This is a genomic window from Brucella sp. TWI559, from assembly GCF_039674265.1.
Taxonomy (GTDB): domain Bacteria; phylum Pseudomonadota; class Alphaproteobacteria; order Rhizobiales; family Rhizobiaceae; genus Brucella; species Brucella chromiisoli.
Window position 1 is genome coordinate 106,740 of sequence record NZ_JBDJNE010000002.1, and the last position, 15,051, is coordinate 121,790.

Consider the following 15,051-nt stretch of genomic DNA (forward strand, 5'->3'; position numbering starts at 1 on the left):
CGGTTAATGATCGCTTAAATCGGGCAGTAATGAAATCTGGCAACGGATTCGCTTTGGGCATAGGTCTTGCCGTAGTGAAGCGAAGGTCGGCAAAAATTGCGCTTTAGAGCGTATTTCGATCTGATTGAAACAGACCGGCGCGCTAAACCGCCCACTCAACATCCGTTGTGAAGGCAATCGTCAGCCAGCGGTCAGGGCCTTCGCCGCCGAGCGCATCGCCGATTTCATCGCGCAATGCATCCCATTCTTCGAGTTTCTTTGCAGGTTGTGCCTTTGGTACAATAAAATAGAGTTCGATTTGTTTACCGCGTCCGACCTTGGCGACATAGGCGCGGTAAGATTTGAAGCCATAGCGGTCCACAACCTGCTTTGCCACGTCATCGACGTGCTTTTTAAAGTCGACAGGCGTAACCAGAAGCATGTCCGATAATGCCTGTTTGATCGTTGCGGCAGGCATTGGAATGATAATGACGCAAACAAGCGCAAGCACGGCAGGATCGATGTAAGGCGTGATCCAGTCGAATTGGGTTTCCTGAATGAAATAGCCAATGGTGAAGGCGATCAGAAGTGCCGCCGTTATGCCGCCAGACATGATCCAAGATTTTGCATCAAGGGCGATAAAATCTGATTTGAGCTTGCGGTTGGCGCGCATTTCAAGAAATGCCATGCCAAGACATGCAATGAGGGCTAGCACGGCATAGAAGATAGCATAGCTGAATTCCAGATCGCGGCCACCATCCATCAGGCTACCGATCGCGTTGATCAGCGCGTAGATGGCCACACCTGTGAGCATGATGCCATTGAGCCCCAGAACCATCGGCTCAAGATGCCAGAAACCCATGGTGAAACGGTCGCGCAATTTTCCGCGCGGCGGCTCTGGCAGCGCAGAAAGCGCGATCAGGCGTGAAACGACAAGTGCAAGACCACTCATCGCAGCATCGGCCAGCATATAGACGCCATCAAACACAATCGAAAATGACCCAGATAAAAGGCCGAAGACAACACCAAACCCTGCAATAAAAATAGTAACTGCTATGGATATTTGAAGAACAGACTGTTCACTACGCAATTTTTACTCCGAACTATCACGCAATGCGCGACAATAGACGCAGCGGTGAAAAATGCGGTTGCCGGATTGCGGCGGAAATCTATATGAAACTGCCTAAAGAGGCAAATTTAGCTATATTTTGTGTATAAAAAGCAGAAGCCCCCCAATAAATATTCGGGAGGCTTCGTGGTCAGATCACTGCGATTTCTGGTCTTTGACGAAAGTGCTGTCAGTTTCGCCTTTGAAGAAATCACGACCATAGACGAGCAGACAAAGGATGACGCCGGTAGCAAATGCCCAGGCTGCACCGCGTGTAGCCAGAACGGCGCCAACGATGCCGGCAATGCCAAGATCGCGCTGCGAACGTGCTTCCAGAATGCCAACACGCACCGACACATATCCCTGAATAAGCAGAGTCAGCGCCAATGCTACACCCAGGATCGGCTGAACAAGCGTCACAATCGGCATCAGGAGCAAACCTGTATTGGTTCCCCAGCGGAAAGAACCTGCGCCACCAAAAAGCGAGTGCATGGCTTTTTTCCCTTGCGAGAAACGCTCTACAATCACCACATGCATTGCCGACCAAAGTGGCCCGCACATGCAGACATCTGGCCCGAGCACACTCATTGCGGCATTGCGTCCACCGAAGATCAGGTGCGCGCGGTCAGGACTATAGTCGATCTTTTCGTCAGGGCGCGCTTCGTCAGCTTCCTTCAATATAGCTCGGCTCTGCAATACATCGCCAAAGAGCACGATATAGGCTGCCAGCATCGTGGGAACAGCGGTGAGGAACATGGACAGCGGAGGCATGCCAAGGCCAAATATTGTATATTCTCGCCAGAGAGTGCCAAAATCCGGGCTTGTGAAGGACCATTCGATTGTTGGCCATGGTGCTTCGCCAAAAAGCGGCGCGATGATGACTGCAAGCAAAATGATCGGAAAGATACCGAGCTTGCCGATGGTTGCCAAAAGAGGATTGCTGTTTTTGATACGCGCAAAATGGCGCGAAAAAATCACATAGAAACCCATGCCAACAGCGATGCTGATCGTAAACGGGAATGTATCAAAGCGACCGCCGACTTTGAAAACAGTAATAACTGCAGCAAAACCAGCTCCCACGATGACACCTGCTTTGATGGCAGATGGTATCAGCTGAACGACACGATGCGCCAACCCTGTCGCCCCGATGAAGATCGAAAACAACCCGAGCATCATCTGGAACGCGACAAGGGCATGCACGCGTTCCGGTCCTTCGGGGAAAGTGGCGCAATAAGCCATGAGAAGGGGAATAGCGGGGGTGATCCAGCCTGGCACAACCGGATCGCCTAGCAGATGGTGCGCGAGATAGAAAAGACCGTTCAGGATGACGACGGCGAGCGCCACTTCAAAGGGCATGCCAAGAAGTTCTGTCATCAATGGAATTGCTGAAAGGTCCACCGCGCACATCAATAGACCTTGGAAATAGTCAGGCCATTCGAATTTATAATGAACGAAGGGCAAGCGGATTTTAAACGGTCCCGCAGGCCAATATGGCTGCTCCTGACCGTCGATGCGTTCAGTGCTCAAGATTTTAACTCCGAAAGGATGAAGCAGGCCGTAGAAGAGCGCTTATTGGGAGCACTCTTCCGCGACTGGATTTAAATGATATTTGCTAACTCAGAAGGCTTCGCGATAAAGCGCAAGCGCGTCAGCTTCCGTCACGTCAACAGGGTTGTTACCCAGAAGACGCGTCTGAAGCATTGCATCGCGTGCAAGCATTTCGAGGCTTTCTTCTGTGACGCCGACATCGCGCAGGCGGCGTGGAGCACCGGAACGGTTCATCAGGTCTTCCATATATGCAACGAAAGCTGCTGAACGTTCTTCGGTTGTACCCTCTGATTTACCAATCAGAAGGTCAGCGAGTTCTGCATAAAGCTCGGCAGCACCCGCCATGTTAAAGCGCAGCACTGGCCCTAGCATCAGGGCATTGGAGAGGCCATGCGGTACATGATAATGACCGCCAAGTGGATAAGCCAGTGCATGAACCGCACCAACCGGCGAGTTCGAGAAAGCTTGCCCTGCGAAATTTGCACCAAGCAGCATGGCTTCACGGGCGTGACGATCTTTGCCGTTTTCACAGGCCGCAACAAGATTGGCAGACAAGAGCTTCAACGCTTCGCGCGCAAAAGCATCGGAAAGAGGATTTTTCTTGATGCGGCTGGTATAGGCTTCGATTGCGTGAACCATGGCATCGATGCCGGTGGCTGCTGTGTGAAGCGCTGGCAGACCGCAGGTCAGCTCTGCATCCAGAATGACGAAATCCGCGTAAAGCTGGCGGGAAACGACACCCATCTTGGTGGTTTCGCCGGTGGTCAGAATCGTGATGTTTGTCACTTCCGATCCGGTGCCAGCGGTGGTCGGAATCTGGATTAGCGGCAGACGCGTGCCCTGCACTTTGCCAATGCCATAAAGTTCAGACAGTTCCTGCTCAGAAACGATAAGCACGGCAGCAAGCTTGGCAATATCCATTGAAGAGCCGCCGCCCAGCCCCAATACGATATCGCAGCCTGCCGCCTTGGCCTGATTGACACATTCAAACAAAACCGATTCCGGCGGATCAGCAACAACAGCATCGAAAATACTGGTGACGAAGCCCGCCTTTTCAAGTGAAGCCAGTGCTTCGTTGAGTACGCCAGCCTTGTGCAGACCCTTGTCGGTTACGATGAGGATTTTGCGTTCGGAAAACCGTTCGCCCAGAATTTCGCCAAGACGCTTCGCGGCACTCCACTCAACGAGCATTGAGCCAACGGTATCGAACGAAAATGGCTTGATCCCTACAGTCATACTTTCCACCCTTATCCAAATTTCCCCAGCGCCGAGGTCTCTCATTCCTCGCCGGTGCCGAGACGCTGGGTTTTAAATGGTCTGGCTTTCACATATAGCAAAGCCAGACCAGCAGTTTCCCGATGCCGCCGGTGCATCGGTCGTCTGAAGAGATGCTTGGGAGGATCCCTTCTTAATTGTTCAGCATGCTGAACAATGTTCAGAATTTGATGGATCGATACAGGATATGAAGCCCGGCTGTCAAATTATCCCTTCGAGGAAGAGCGGGTATCATAAGCCATTCAATGGCGCGCTCTGTTGAGCAGTCGCGCAAACCATTGATCCCGTGTTGAGATTTTTTGCATGATTTGTAAGGCGAAACATAATTTCTGAGAGCTGCTGTGGCTGGGCTCGGATTATGTGCCGGGTGCTGGACGGCTGCGCTATATATTGTGTGTGAGCGTCTCTGTCAGATTGTCGAATGCCGCGAATCTATCTATCGGATTACCTGTTCACTGGTTTGGCCCGTCTGTGGTCGGGCACCATAAAATATCCCTGTTATTCACAGCCGCAGCGCAACAAAATTAGATTTAATTTTTTTGAAGCATCTATCCATTGACGAAGTTTTAACTTCAGGTACTACATATTGTGTTCAAGGTTCTTACGATTCGTGAGAATTGAAAGCGAAGATGGGAATACGGTGCGCTGCATTCATCGTGGATGTTGTTAAGCCGTAGCTGCCCCCGCAACTGTAAGCGGCAAGCTCAAATCCAGATGTCACTGGCACAGGCCGGGAAGACGGATGAGGGCGGTGAGCCGTGAGCCAGGAGACCTGCCTTGAACGTAACGTCCACGGGCGGGGTGTCCGGTTGGCGCGCGATAAAGTGTGGTACTGTGCTGCCACGTTTTTTGGTGCCCCGTATATCCCTCTCAATAGCTTCGGGGTGAAAAGCATGTCGAGTGATTTGAAACAGAATAGTTCCGGTCCGCCCTTTACGGGCTAGTGTGCATGGCTTGCCAGTGGGGTGAGCCGCATTTCTTCAGTTTCCGAGTTTTTTCGCGCGCATTTTACCATGTGCGAGCGTCTTTGTGCGTCGTTACTCCAGTAGCCGCAACCCATACCAATCAATCCCCAGTGAGGAAAAAATGAACGTCACCGTCTATAGCAAGCCCGCCTGCGTCCAGTGCACAGCAACCACCCGCGCGCTCGATCGTCAGGGCATTGAATATGATGTTATCGACATTTCCGCGGATAGCGATGCGTATGATCTCGTTCAGGGACTGGGCTACCGTCAGGTGCCGGTTGTTGTTGCCGGTGAATCCCATTGGGCTGGTTTTCGTCCGGATATGATCAGCGCGCTGGCATAATCCCTTCCGCTGCCGGGGTTTGTTATGGGCCAGATCGTCTATTTTTCCAGCCGTTCGGAAAACACGCATCGCTTTGTGATGCGTCTGGGGCTGCGCTCAAAGCGCATTCCGCTGGAAAGCTATGAAGACAATGGGGGCCTGTTGCGCGTCAACGAGCCTTTTGTGCTCGTAACACCAACCTATGGCGGCGGAGGCGCGAAAGGTGCTGTTCCCAAGCCGGTCATCCGCTTTCTTAATGATGCGGATAACCGATCCCTCATTCGCGGCGTCATTGCCGCTGGAAACAGCAATTTCGGGGAGGCCTTTGGCCTCGCAGGCAACATCATTTCTGCCAAATGTCAGGTTCCCTACCTCTATCGTTTTGAGCTTCTGGGAACCGACGAAGACATTGGCAATGTTAAAGACGGGATGGAACGATTTTGGACACGGCAGACACAACCCTGACCCGTGAGCACGAGACAGTCGCTGCTTCGCAAAAGCAGGAGTCATCTGCGGCGACGGTTGCTGCATCAGGCAGCAAGCCGCAGAAACCTGCTGAGACCTCGCTCGATTATCACGCGCTCAATGCAATGCTGAACCTCTATGATGATGAGGGGAAGATTCAGCTGCATCGCGACCGCCAGGCGGCACAGCAATATTTCCTGCAGCACGTCAACCAGAACACGGTGTTCTTCCATAATCTGCGTGAAAAGCTCGATTATCTGGTCGCTGAAGGCTATTATGAGCGGGAAGTGCTGGACCAGTATTCCTTTAATTTCGTGCGCGATCTTTTCGATCATGCCTATGACAAGAAGTTCCGCTTCCCGACCTTCCTTGGCGCATTCAAATATTACACCAGCTATACGTTGAAGACCTTCGACGGTAAGCGCTATCTTGAGCGCTACGAAGATCGTGTCTGCATGGTGGCGCTGACGCTTGCACGTGGCAACGAACAGCACGCACGCGAAATGGTCGATGAAATTATTGCGGGCCGTTATCAGCCAGCAACGCCGACTTTCCTCAATGCAGGCAAAAAGCAGCGCGGCGAGCTGGTCTCGTGCTTCTTGCTACGCGTTGAAGACAACATGGAATCGATTGGTCGCTCCATCAATTCGGCGCTTCAGCTTTCAAAGCGTGGCGGCGGTGTGGCTCTGAGCCTGACCAATATTCGTGAATCCGGCGCACCGATCAAACAGATTCAGAACCAGTCTTCCGGCATTATTCCGGTGATGAAGCTTCTGGAGGATTCATTCTCCTACGCTAACCAGCTTGGTGCGCGTCAAGGTGCGGGTGCGGTTTATCTGCACGCTCATCACCCTGATATTATGCGCTTCCTCGATACCAAGCGTGAAAATGCGGACGAAAAAATCCGCATCAAGACATTGTCGCTTGGTGTTGTGATTCCCGACATCACGTTCGAACTCGCTAAAAACGACGAAGATATGTACCTCTTCTCGCCTTATGACGTTGAACGCGTCTATGGCGTGCCGATGACCGAGATTTCGATCACCGAAAAATATCGGGAAATGGTTGATGACGGCCGTATCCGCAAGAAGAAGATCAATGCGCGTGATTTCTTTCAGGTTCTGGCGGAAATCCAGTTTGAGTCCGGCTATCCATACATCATGTTTGAAGACACGGTGAACCGCGCCAATCCAATTGATGGCCGCATCACCATGAGCAATCTCTGCTCGGAAATTCTTCAGGTGAGTGAAGCCAGCATCTTCAATGAAGATTTGTCTTATGAGCATTTGGGCAAGGATATTTCCTGCAACCTCGGCTCGCTCAATATTGCAGCAGCCATGGACAGCCCGGATTTTGGCAAGACCATCGAAACCTCAATCCGTGCTCTGACGGCTGTTTCAGACATGAGCCATATAGGCTCGGTGCCATCCGTTGCACGCGGCAATGATGAGAGTCACGCCATCGGCCTTGGCCAGATGAACCTGCACGGCTATCTCGCCCGCGAGCGCATTTTCTATGGATCGGAAGAAGGCGTCGATTTCACCAATATCTATTTCTACACGGTGGCCTATCACGCTGTTCGCGCGTCCAATCTTATCGCCGTTGAACAGAAAAGCTCGTTCAAGGGCTTTGAAAAGTCGAAATATGCGACGGGCGAATATTTCGACAAATATACCGATCAGGTCTGGGAGCCTGCGACGGATAAGGTCCGCGAGATTTTCGAGAATGCCGGTATTGCGATCCCGACGCAGGAAGACTGGCGGGAATTGAAAAAATCCGTCATGGAAGGCGGACTTTATAATCAGAACCTGCAGGCCGTGCCGCCAACAGGCTCGATCTCCTATATCAACCATTCGACCTCTTCGATCCATCCGATTGTTTCCAAGATCGAAATCCGTAAAGAGGGCAAGATTGGCCGTGTTTATTACCCGGCTGCCTTCATGACGAATGATAATCTTGAATATTATCAGGATGCTTACGAGATTGGCCCGGAAAAGATCATCGACACCTATGCGGCGGCAACGCAGCATGTCGATCAGGGTCTGTCGCTGACGCTGTTCTTCCGTGATACCGCGACGACACGCGACATCAACAAGGCGCAAATCTACGCGTGGAAGAAGGGCATCAAGACGATCTACTACATCCGCCTGCGCCAGATGGCGCTCGAAGGTACGCAGGTTGAAGGCTGCGTCTCTTGCGCTCTCTGATCAGGATCGAGACAAATGAATATGCAGTTTAAAAACAACAATGCGAAAAAGCCGGCGGTCGTGCGGGCCATCAACTGGAACCGGATCGAAGACGACAAAGACCTCGAAGTCTGGAACCGTCTGACCGGCAATTTCTGGCTGCCGGAAAAGGTGCCGCTCTCCAACGATATCCAGTCGTGGGAAACGCTCAAAGCCGAAGAAAAGCAGCTCACCATCCGCGTGTTCACAGGTCTGACGCTTCTGGATACGATCCAGAACGCCGTTGGTGCTGTGACACTTATGGAGGATGCCTCAACGCCGCATGAAGAAGCTGTTTTGTCGAACATTTCCTTCATGGAAGCGGTTCATGCACGGTCTTACTCGTCGATCTTTTCGACACTGTGCTTAACGCCCGATGTGGATGATGCCTATCGCTGGTCGGAAGAAAACGAATTCCTGCAAAGGAAGTCGCAGCTGATCCTCGAAAATTATAACGCTGAAGATCCGCTCAAGAAGAAGATTGCCAGCGTGTTTCTGGAAAGCTTCCTGTTCTATTCGGGCTTCTATCTGCCGATGTACTGGTCGAGCCGCGCCAAGCTCACCAACACGGCTGACCTCATCCGCCTGATCATCCGCGATGAAGCCGTTCATGGTTATTATATCGGCTATAAGTATCAGCGCGCGCTTGAGAAGCTTGATGAAACCAAAAAGCAGGAGATCAAGGATTTTGCCTTCGATCTGTTGTTGGAGCTTTATGACAATGAAGTGCGTTATACCGAAGCGCTTTATGATGGCGTGGGTCTGACCGAAGACGTGAAGAAGTTTCTGCATTACAATGCAAACAAGGCTCTGATGAACCTTGGCTATGAAGCCCTGTTTCCGGCGGAAGCCTGCAAGGTCAATCCGGCGATCCTTTCGGCGCTTTCTCCGAATGCCGACGAGAACCATGACTTCTTCTCAGGCTCAGGCTCTTCTTATGTGATTGGCAAGGCAGTCGCGACTGAAGACGAAGACTGGGATTTTTAAGCGAAGCTGACACGCAATAAAATCCGGCGAAACTGGTTTCGCCGGATTTTTTTTGGAATCGATTTCCGCAATATGATGTCTTTCTTATCAAGGTGAGCATTGGTGCTAACCATTATGTCGCTTCTGGTGAGTGTTTTGTGCAATTTCGCTTATATCTGTTGCCACAAGTTTGGAGTAGCTCTAAAGCATGTCGCGGAAAAGTGGGAACCGGTTTTCCGAGAACGACATGCGTAAAACAAGAAGATAGAGCGAGCGTATTGGGTACGATTAGGCGTGATCAGTCGCTCGTGGGCTCCACGGATATTGGCAGCGTTAGCTGGGTTGTTCCAACTGTGCAGATGCGCGGTGCAACATGCGCAATCGGCACGCCGCTTCATTCATGGCAGATGGTTGCGCAGGGTAAACTGCCTGCGGCGCAAAATTATGAGAAGTACGGCCGCAGAACTGTTCCGCAACCCGGAGCAGATTGCAAAAGTCAAACAAGATCATAAACGATGCTCAATGGAGCCGTCTTTGTGAGTCCAATCCCGGATAATGTTCAACCAGCCTTGCCCACCTCCGATCAACAAAGCACCTGCCTGAAAGAATGACCCGGAAAACAGATGACGTTTATTTCCTTATCTCCTAAGCGGCTTGAGGCATCATGAAGGCTTTTCTCGATATTCTGAGCTTTGGACCGGATGGCTGGGGCCATGTTCTGATGATGGCGGTGCTGGTCACGGTGGCGCTGTCTGTTCTGGGTTATCTGCTGGGCGCTGTCATCGGCGTATTCGCAGCCTGGGCGAAAATTTCCGGTGGGCGTACACTGCGCTCGATTGCCGATGCTTACACCACCATTATTCGCGGTATTCCTGATCTGCTGGTGATCTATCTGTTTTATTTTGGCGGCAGCGCCGCTGTAACGGCGATCGGTCATTTCTTTGGTGCGCAGGGTTTTGTCGGCTTTCCGGCATTCCTCGCCGGTGTGCTGGCCATCGGTATCTCATGCGGTGCGCATCACACGGAAGTCTTTCGCGGCGCATTCCGTGCGGTCTCCAAGGGCGAGCTTGAAGCAGCCTCAGCGTGCGGCATGGGACAGGCGCTCAAATTCCGCCGCATCATTGCGCCGCTCGCGCTTCGCCATGCACTTCCGGGCCTTGGCAATGTGTGGCAGGTGGCGTTGAAAGAGTCGGCTCTGATCTCGGTTGTGGGTGTTGTTGATATTCTTCGTCAGGCACAGATCGGCGCTGGATCGACGGGATTGCCCTTCAATTTCTACCTCATTGCCGGTGCGCTTTATTTGCTGATTTCGTCGGTTTCCGGCACCATCCTGCAGAAAGCTGAACGTCACTTCTCGCGCGGCGTGCGGAGAGCATCATGAACTTTCAATTCTATTCAGAAGCCTTCATGCAGATGATTGGCGGCGTTCCGCTGACCCTTCAACTTGCTGCCAGTTCGATTGTCTTTGGCGCTGTGCTGGCTTTGCTTTTTGCCTTGATGCGTCTTTCGGGCATAACTGTTCTCGACTGGATTGCCCGCCTTTACGTGTTTGTATTTCGCGGTACGCCGCTGCTGGTGCAAATCTTCATTATCTATTACGGCCTCAGCCAGTTTCCGGCGGTGCGTTATTCTTTCCTCTGGCCGATCCTGCGCGAGCCGTACTGGTGTGCGATCATTGCACTGACCTTGAACAATGCAGCCTATGCCAGCGAAATTATTCGCGGCGGTCTTCTATCCGTGCCCACTGGCCAGATCGAAGCTGCGAAAGCTTGTGGCATGTCGCGTTTCACCTGCTTCCGCCGCATCGTCATGCCGCTGGCAATCCGTCAGGCTTTGCCCGGCTATGGCAATGAAATGATCTCCATGGTGAAGGCAACATCGCTGGCCTCGATCATTACTCTGATGGAAGTGACCGGCATCGCTGCCAAGCTGATCGCTGAATCTTATCGCGCGATTGAAGTGTTTGTTATTGCGGGTGCTATCTACCTCGCTATCAACTTCGTTCTGACACGTTTGCTTATGTTTGCTGAATACAAGCTTACACCTTATCTGCGCCAGCCCGTCGTCAGGATCACCACCGAAGGAAAAACATCGTGAGTAAAATCATATCTCCCAATGCCCCTTTGGCGTTGAAAGTTGAAAATCTGCGCAAAAGCTTCGGTACCAATGAAGTGCTTAAGGGTATATCTCTGGAAGCGCGCGAAGGTGAAGTCATTTCGATCCTCGGTTCTTCAGGATCAGGCAAATCGACTTTCCTGCGTTGCATCAATCTGTTGGAAATTCCAACTTCCGGTACGGTGACTGTTTCCGGTGAGACCATTCGCATGGCCAAGAACTCAAAGGGCGAAGCCTATCCGGCCGACAAGAAGCAGGTCTCGCGCATCCGTTCTGAGCTTGGCATGGTTTTCCAGAGCTTCAATCTCTGGTCCCACAAGACCATTCTCGAAAATATCATTGAAGCGCCGATCTATGTGCAGGGCCGTTCGCGCGCTGAATGTGTGGAAGAAGCGGAAGCGCTTCTGGCCAAGGTTGGTATCGCCGACAAGCGCGATTTTTATCCAGCGCATCTTTCCGGCGGTCAGCAGCAGCGTGCGGCCATTGCGCGTGCGCTTGCGATGAAGCCGAAAGTAATGCTGTTTGACGAGCCAACTTCGGCGCTTGATCCAGAACTGGTCGGCGAAGTGTTGCGCGTTATGCGAGGGCTTGCTGAAGAAGGCCGCACGATGCTGGTTGTCACGCACGAAATGGGCTTTGCGCGTGATGTATCCAATCGCGTTGTGTTTTTCCACCAGGGACTGGTCGAAGAAGATGGCGCGCCTGAAGAAGTGTTCGGAAACTCGAAATCCGAGCGTTTCCGCAAGTTTATCAGCCACGAAAATGCAGCCTGATCATTTCAAACAATGCTGATTTGTGCCAAAAGGCATATTAGCAATTAAACTGCGTAAGGTAAGTCCAATGAAGACCACGGGATTGTTCAAAGCCCTGTTCGTTTCTGCACTCGTTCTCACCACCGCTTCTGCGCATGCAGAAGAAAAGAAGTGGGACAAGATCACGATCGCTACGGAAGGCGCTTTCCGTCCGTATAACTTCACCAAGCCAGATGGCACACTGGATGGCTACGAAGTTGATCTCTACAAGGATCTCTGTGCGCGCATGAAGGTTGAATGCACGCTGGTCGCGCAGCCTTTCGACGGCATTATTCCAGCGCTCAATGCTGGCAAGTTCGATGCGATCATGGCTGGTCTGACTGCTACGCCAAAGCGTGAAGAAACCATCGATTTCACCGTTTCCTACGGTCTGACGCCACAGACTTTCGCAACGCTGAAGGACAGCCCGTTTGCGAAGCTTACGCATACTGGTGAAACGCTTTATCTTGCCAAGGACGAAGCTGCTTCCCAGAAAGTGATTGATGAAGTTGCGGCTGAAATCAAGGGTCGCACAGTAGGCGTTCAGACTGCGTCGCTGGGTCTTTCACTGTTGGACAAATATTTTAAAGATTCGACAGATATCCGTGAATACAAGACGACCGACCAGCATGACCTCGACCTCAAGTCGGGCCGCGTCGATCTGATTGTTGCTTCATTGGCTTACCTTTCGGATGCAGCCAAGAAGCCGGGCAATGAAGACATCGTTATGACCGGTCCTTACTTCAAGGGTGGAATTTTAGGTCGCGGCGTTGCCGTTGGTATTCGCAAGAACGAGCCTGAACTCAAGCAGAAGTTCAACGAAGCCATCGAAGCTGCCAAGGCTGACGGCACGATTAAGAAGCTTTCCGAAAAGTGGTTCGGCTTCGACGTTACACCATAATCTGCTTAGATAAGCCCTAATGAGACGCCGCCCACCGGGCGGCGTTTTTTATGGCGGATAAAGCATGTTGCAGAAAAGTGGGAACCGCCTTTGTGGGCAAATCGGTTCACCGGACTGATTTTTATTCCCGCTACGATCCGAGAACGTCATGCGTAAAAACACGAAAATAGAGCGGGCATATTAGGTGCGATTAAGCGCGACACGCTCTAGCTTTTTTGTACGGCAAGCTTTTGAATTGATTTTATGCAGTATCCAACGCACAACCATTTCATACGGTTCTTTATGCCGTCAGTTATTGAGTGAAGAAAGAAGTTGCTGCGTTGACTGATGATATTGCCCATACCGAACTGATTGCAGTTTTAACTGCTGTCACAGGTGAGCAGCCACGCGTGATGACAGTTCATCAGGGCAGGGCTTTGCCATCCGGCCCGTTTGAATCAGAACACCGATCATTACAATCTGGCCTGCGGGCGTGGGTTCAGAAAGAAACCGCTCATCCGGTTGGCTATCTGGAGCAGCTTTATACATTTGCGGATCGTGACAGACATAAGCTTGGTGAGCGAACGATTTCAATTAGTTATCTCGGCCTTGTTCGTGAATATTACGGTGGTGATGGTTATGCCGGTTGGCATGGTTGGTATGATTATTTGCCGTGGGAAGATCACCGTCAGGGTGTGCCCGAGATCGTCAGGCATCTTAGCAATGATCTTCGTGTTTGGGCAGAACAGACTTCATCGCCTGCGCTGACTGCACAGCGTTTGCGGCGTATTGCCTTTTCCTTCGGCCTGAATGATGAGCGTTGGAATGAAGACCTTGTGCTTCAGCGCTATGAACTTCTCTATGAAGCTGGTCTTGTGCATGAGGCCAGCACGGTTGGCTCTGAAAACGGTCAGCATATGTTTGCTGACCATCGTCGTATTCTTGCGACGGCTATTGCAAGGTTGCGTGCCAAGATCAAATACCGCCCCGTTGTCTTTGAATTGATGCCGGACACGTTTACGCTTTTTCAGCTTCAGCGAACGGTTGAGGCGCTGGCAGGCTTGCGTCTCCATAAACAGAATTTCAGGAGACTGATTGAACAACAGGATCTTGTTGAAGAAACTGGAGAGAGTGACAGTGAAACAGGCGGACGGCCTGCAAAATTGTTCCGCTTCCGCTACTCAATTGTTGAGGAACGCGCACTGACTGAGCGGCACCTTGCAGGAAGTAAATTGCCGTTATCGCGGGAATAATTTAGTAGCTTATCCGACACTGAAAAGCAAAAATCCCGGACAAAGCCGGGGTTTTGTTGCCTATACTTAACGGAAAAACTGGAGCGGGCGAAGGGATTCGAACCCTCGACCCCAACCTTGGCAAGGTTGTGCTCTACCCCTGAGCTACACCCGCTCGCGCCAGTCTTCTCTGAGAGAGAAGTCGTTTCCGTTAGGCAAGCGCTATATGGACCAACACATTTGAGATTGCAACAGGGAAATTCGATGAAAATGCTCTTTCGTTGAATTATTTAGCCGGGTTTTATTCAAGGTATTGAATTAAAAGATATAATTTCGTTTAAAGTAGCTTTTGGAGTGCGCGAGGGACAGGTGGCAAGTGCAACTTTTGCATCTATCACCTGGTGGTTTCCACTTCTGCGGGTTGATAATGTCTGCGTGTGGCGATTCATTTGCGACGATCCGCGAATCTTCGGCTTTCGCTCGGCCTTGGTTTTGCACTAAGAGTATAGAAACCTTACATAAAGCACGTCGAAACTGTCTGCTCATTTTTGAAATAGGGATCAGCATGCCTCTGACATCGCATCAACTTCATGATTATCTGAAGAACCTCGATATTGAGGTTAAGACCGTGCAGCATCCGCCCTTGTTCACGGTTGCCGATTCTCAGAGCCTGCGTGGTGAAATCGCAGGCGGTCACACCAAGAACCTCTTTCTTAAAGACAAGAAGGACAATTTCTTTCTGGTAACGGTAGATGAAAATGCCGTGGTCGACCTTAAATCGATCCATCAGGTTATCGGAGCTGCCGGTCGTGTATCGTTTGGCAAACCGGAGAAGCTGATGGAATATCTGGGCGTTGTTCCGGGCAGTGTGACAGTGTTTGGTGCGGTGAATGATACTGGGCACAAAGTTCAGATCATCCTCGACGCAAGCCTGATGGAAAATGACATGATCAATGGTCATCCTTTGACCAATGAGGCGACAACCTCCATTAAGCGCGATGATCTGATCCGCTTTCTTGCCGCAACCGGACATGAGCCGCGTATTCTTGCTGTTTCAGAGGATGCCAAGGCCGCATCTTCGGTATAAACTGTTTACAGCGGGGGCGCGGCTTGAAAATAGCGATAGACAATATGCATTGACGTATCGAAACCGACATGCTGCTGCCCTATATGTGAGCGG

13 protein-coding genes, 1 tRNA gene, 1 pseudogene and 1 riboswitch are annotated in these 15,051 nt (G+C 51.4%); of the genes and pseudogenes, 11 read left to right on the forward strand and 4 right to left on the reverse strand.

The features are described 5' to 3' along the window. Positions 1–142: 142 nt before the first annotated feature. The 3 genes from ABE530_RS04560 to ABE530_RS04570 all read right to left on the reverse strand — a co-directional run bounded on the left by ABE530_RS04560 (position 143) and on the right by ABE530_RS04570 (position 3,871). Positions 143–1,069: a cation diffusion facilitator family transporter gene (locus tag ABE530_RS04560; RefSeq protein ID WP_265986814.1), complete on the reverse strand. Its 927-nt coding sequence runs from the start codon at positions 1,067–1,069 to the stop codon at positions 143–145. A 174-nt stretch (positions 1,070–1,243) separates the two neighbouring features. Further along, positions 1,244–2,614, reverse strand: coding sequence for a hypothetical protein (locus ABE530_RS04565; RefSeq protein ID WP_499693748.1), 1,371 nt, complete (start codon positions 2,612–2,614; stop codon positions 1,244–1,246). A 90-nt stretch (positions 2,615–2,704) separates the two neighbouring features. Continuing rightward, on the reverse strand, positions 2,705–3,871 hold the full coding sequence (locus ABE530_RS04570; protein WP_499693749.1) for an iron-containing alcohol dehydrogenase: 1,167 nt from the start codon (positions 3,869–3,871) through the stop codon (positions 2,705–2,707). A gap of 617 nt (positions 3,872–4,488) precedes the next feature. Next, positions 4,489–4,704, forward strand: a riboswitch (cobalamin riboswitch). Positions 4,705–4,996: 292 nt separating this feature from the next. On the opposite strand from ABE530_RS04570, the gene nrdH reads away from it, so the two are divergent. From nrdH to ABE530_RS04620, 10 genes and pseudogenes are all read left to right on the forward strand, one after another. Beyond that, complete coding sequence (gene nrdH, locus ABE530_RS04575) at positions 4,997–5,218, forward strand: glutaredoxin-like protein NrdH (RefSeq protein ID WP_265986818.1); 222 nt, start codon at positions 4,997–4,999, stop codon at positions 5,216–5,218. Positions 5,219–5,242: 24 nt separating this feature from the next. Next, positions 5,243–5,662, forward strand: coding sequence for a class Ib ribonucleoside-diphosphate reductase assembly flavoprotein NrdI (gene nrdI / locus ABE530_RS04580; protein ID WP_499693750.1), 420 nt, complete (start codon positions 5,243–5,245; stop codon positions 5,660–5,662). Beyond that, complete coding sequence (nrdE, locus tag ABE530_RS04585; protein WP_499693751.1) at positions 5,638–7,869, forward strand: class 1b ribonucleoside-diphosphate reductase subunit alpha; 2,232 nt, start codon at positions 5,638–5,640, stop codon at positions 7,867–7,869. The genes nrdI and nrdE overlap by 25 nt, the downstream gene beginning before the upstream one ends. A gap of 15 nt (positions 7,870–7,884) precedes the next feature. Further along, entirely contained in the window at positions 7,885–8,874 is a 990-nt protein-coding gene (gene nrdF, locus ABE530_RS04590) for a class 1b ribonucleoside-diphosphate reductase subunit beta (RefSeq protein WP_265986821.1), read from the forward strand. Positions 8,875–9,149: 275 nt separating this feature from the next. Continuing rightward, positions 9,150–9,464: pseudogene (locus ABE530_RS04595) on the forward strand (amidohydrolase); the annotation flags it as partial. 53 nt (positions 9,465–9,517) lie between these two features. Continuing rightward, the gene (locus tag ABE530_RS04600; RefSeq protein WP_499693752.1) at positions 9,518–10,234 is read left to right on the forward strand and encodes an ABC transporter permease; all 717 of its coding nucleotides are present in this window, start codon (positions 9,518–9,520) and stop codon (positions 10,232–10,234) included. Next, the gene (locus ABE530_RS04605; RefSeq protein ID WP_499693753.1) at positions 10,231–10,950 is read left to right on the forward strand and encodes an ABC transporter permease; all 720 of its coding nucleotides are present in this window, start codon (positions 10,231–10,233) and stop codon (positions 10,948–10,950) included. The genes ABE530_RS04600 and ABE530_RS04605 overlap by 4 nt, the downstream gene beginning before the upstream one ends. Continuing rightward, positions 10,947–11,741, forward strand: a complete 795-nt coding sequence (locus ABE530_RS04610) for an ABC transporter ATP-binding protein (RefSeq protein ID WP_323054577.1) — start codon at positions 10,947–10,949, stop codon at positions 11,739–11,741. Before ABE530_RS04605 ends, ABE530_RS04610 begins: the two co-directional genes overlap by 4 nt. Positions 11,742–11,808: 67 nt before the next feature. Beyond that, complete coding sequence (locus tag ABE530_RS04615) at positions 11,809–12,660, forward strand: transporter substrate-binding domain-containing protein (protein ID WP_499693754.1); 852 nt, start codon at positions 11,809–11,811, stop codon at positions 12,658–12,660. A gap of 320 nt (positions 12,661–12,980) precedes the next feature. Next, on the forward strand, positions 12,981–13,892 hold the full coding sequence (locus ABE530_RS04620) for an NUDIX hydrolase (protein WP_499693755.1): 912 nt from the start codon (positions 12,981–12,983) through the stop codon (positions 13,890–13,892). A gap of 79 nt (positions 13,893–13,971) precedes the next feature. Here ABE530_RS04620 and ABE530_RS04625 read toward each other — a convergent pair. Next, positions 13,972–14,046, reverse strand: a tRNA-Gly gene (locus tag ABE530_RS04625). 390 nt (positions 14,047–14,436) lie between these two features. On the opposite strand from ABE530_RS04625, the gene ABE530_RS04630 reads away from it, so the two are divergent. Next, positions 14,437–14,958, forward strand: coding sequence for a prolyl-tRNA synthetase associated domain-containing protein (locus tag ABE530_RS04630; protein ID WP_499693756.1), 522 nt, complete (start codon positions 14,437–14,439; stop codon positions 14,956–14,958). Positions 14,959–15,051: the final 93 nt, after the last annotated feature.

Coding starts and splice junctions, on each gene's coding strand:
- ABE530_RS04570 (WP_499693749.1), bottom strand. CDS start 3,871: ATGACTGTAGGGATCAAGCCATTTTCGTTCGATACCGTTGGCTCAATG.
- nrdH (WP_265986818.1), top strand. CDS start 4,997: ATGAACGTCACCGTCTATAGCAAGCCCGCCTGCGTCCAGTGCACAGCA.
- nrdI (WP_499693750.1), top strand. CDS start 5,243: ATGGGCCAGATCGTCTATTTTTCCAGCCGTTCGGAAAACACGCATCGC.
- nrdF (WP_265986821.1), top strand. CDS start 7,885: ATGAATATGCAGTTTAAAAACAACAATGCGAAAAAGCCGGCGGTCGTG.
- ABE530_RS04600 (WP_499693752.1), top strand. CDS start 9,518: ATGAAGGCTTTTCTCGATATTCTGAGCTTTGGACCGGATGGCTGGGGC.
- ABE530_RS04605 (WP_499693753.1), top strand. CDS start 10,231: ATGAACTTTCAATTCTATTCAGAAGCCTTCATGCAGATGATTGGCGGC.
- ABE530_RS04615 (WP_499693754.1), top strand. CDS start 11,809: ATGAAGACCACGGGATTGTTCAAAGCCCTGTTCGTTTCTGCACTCGTT.
- ABE530_RS04630 (WP_499693756.1), top strand. CDS start 14,437: ATGCCTCTGACATCGCATCAACTTCATGATTATCTGAAGAACCTCGAT.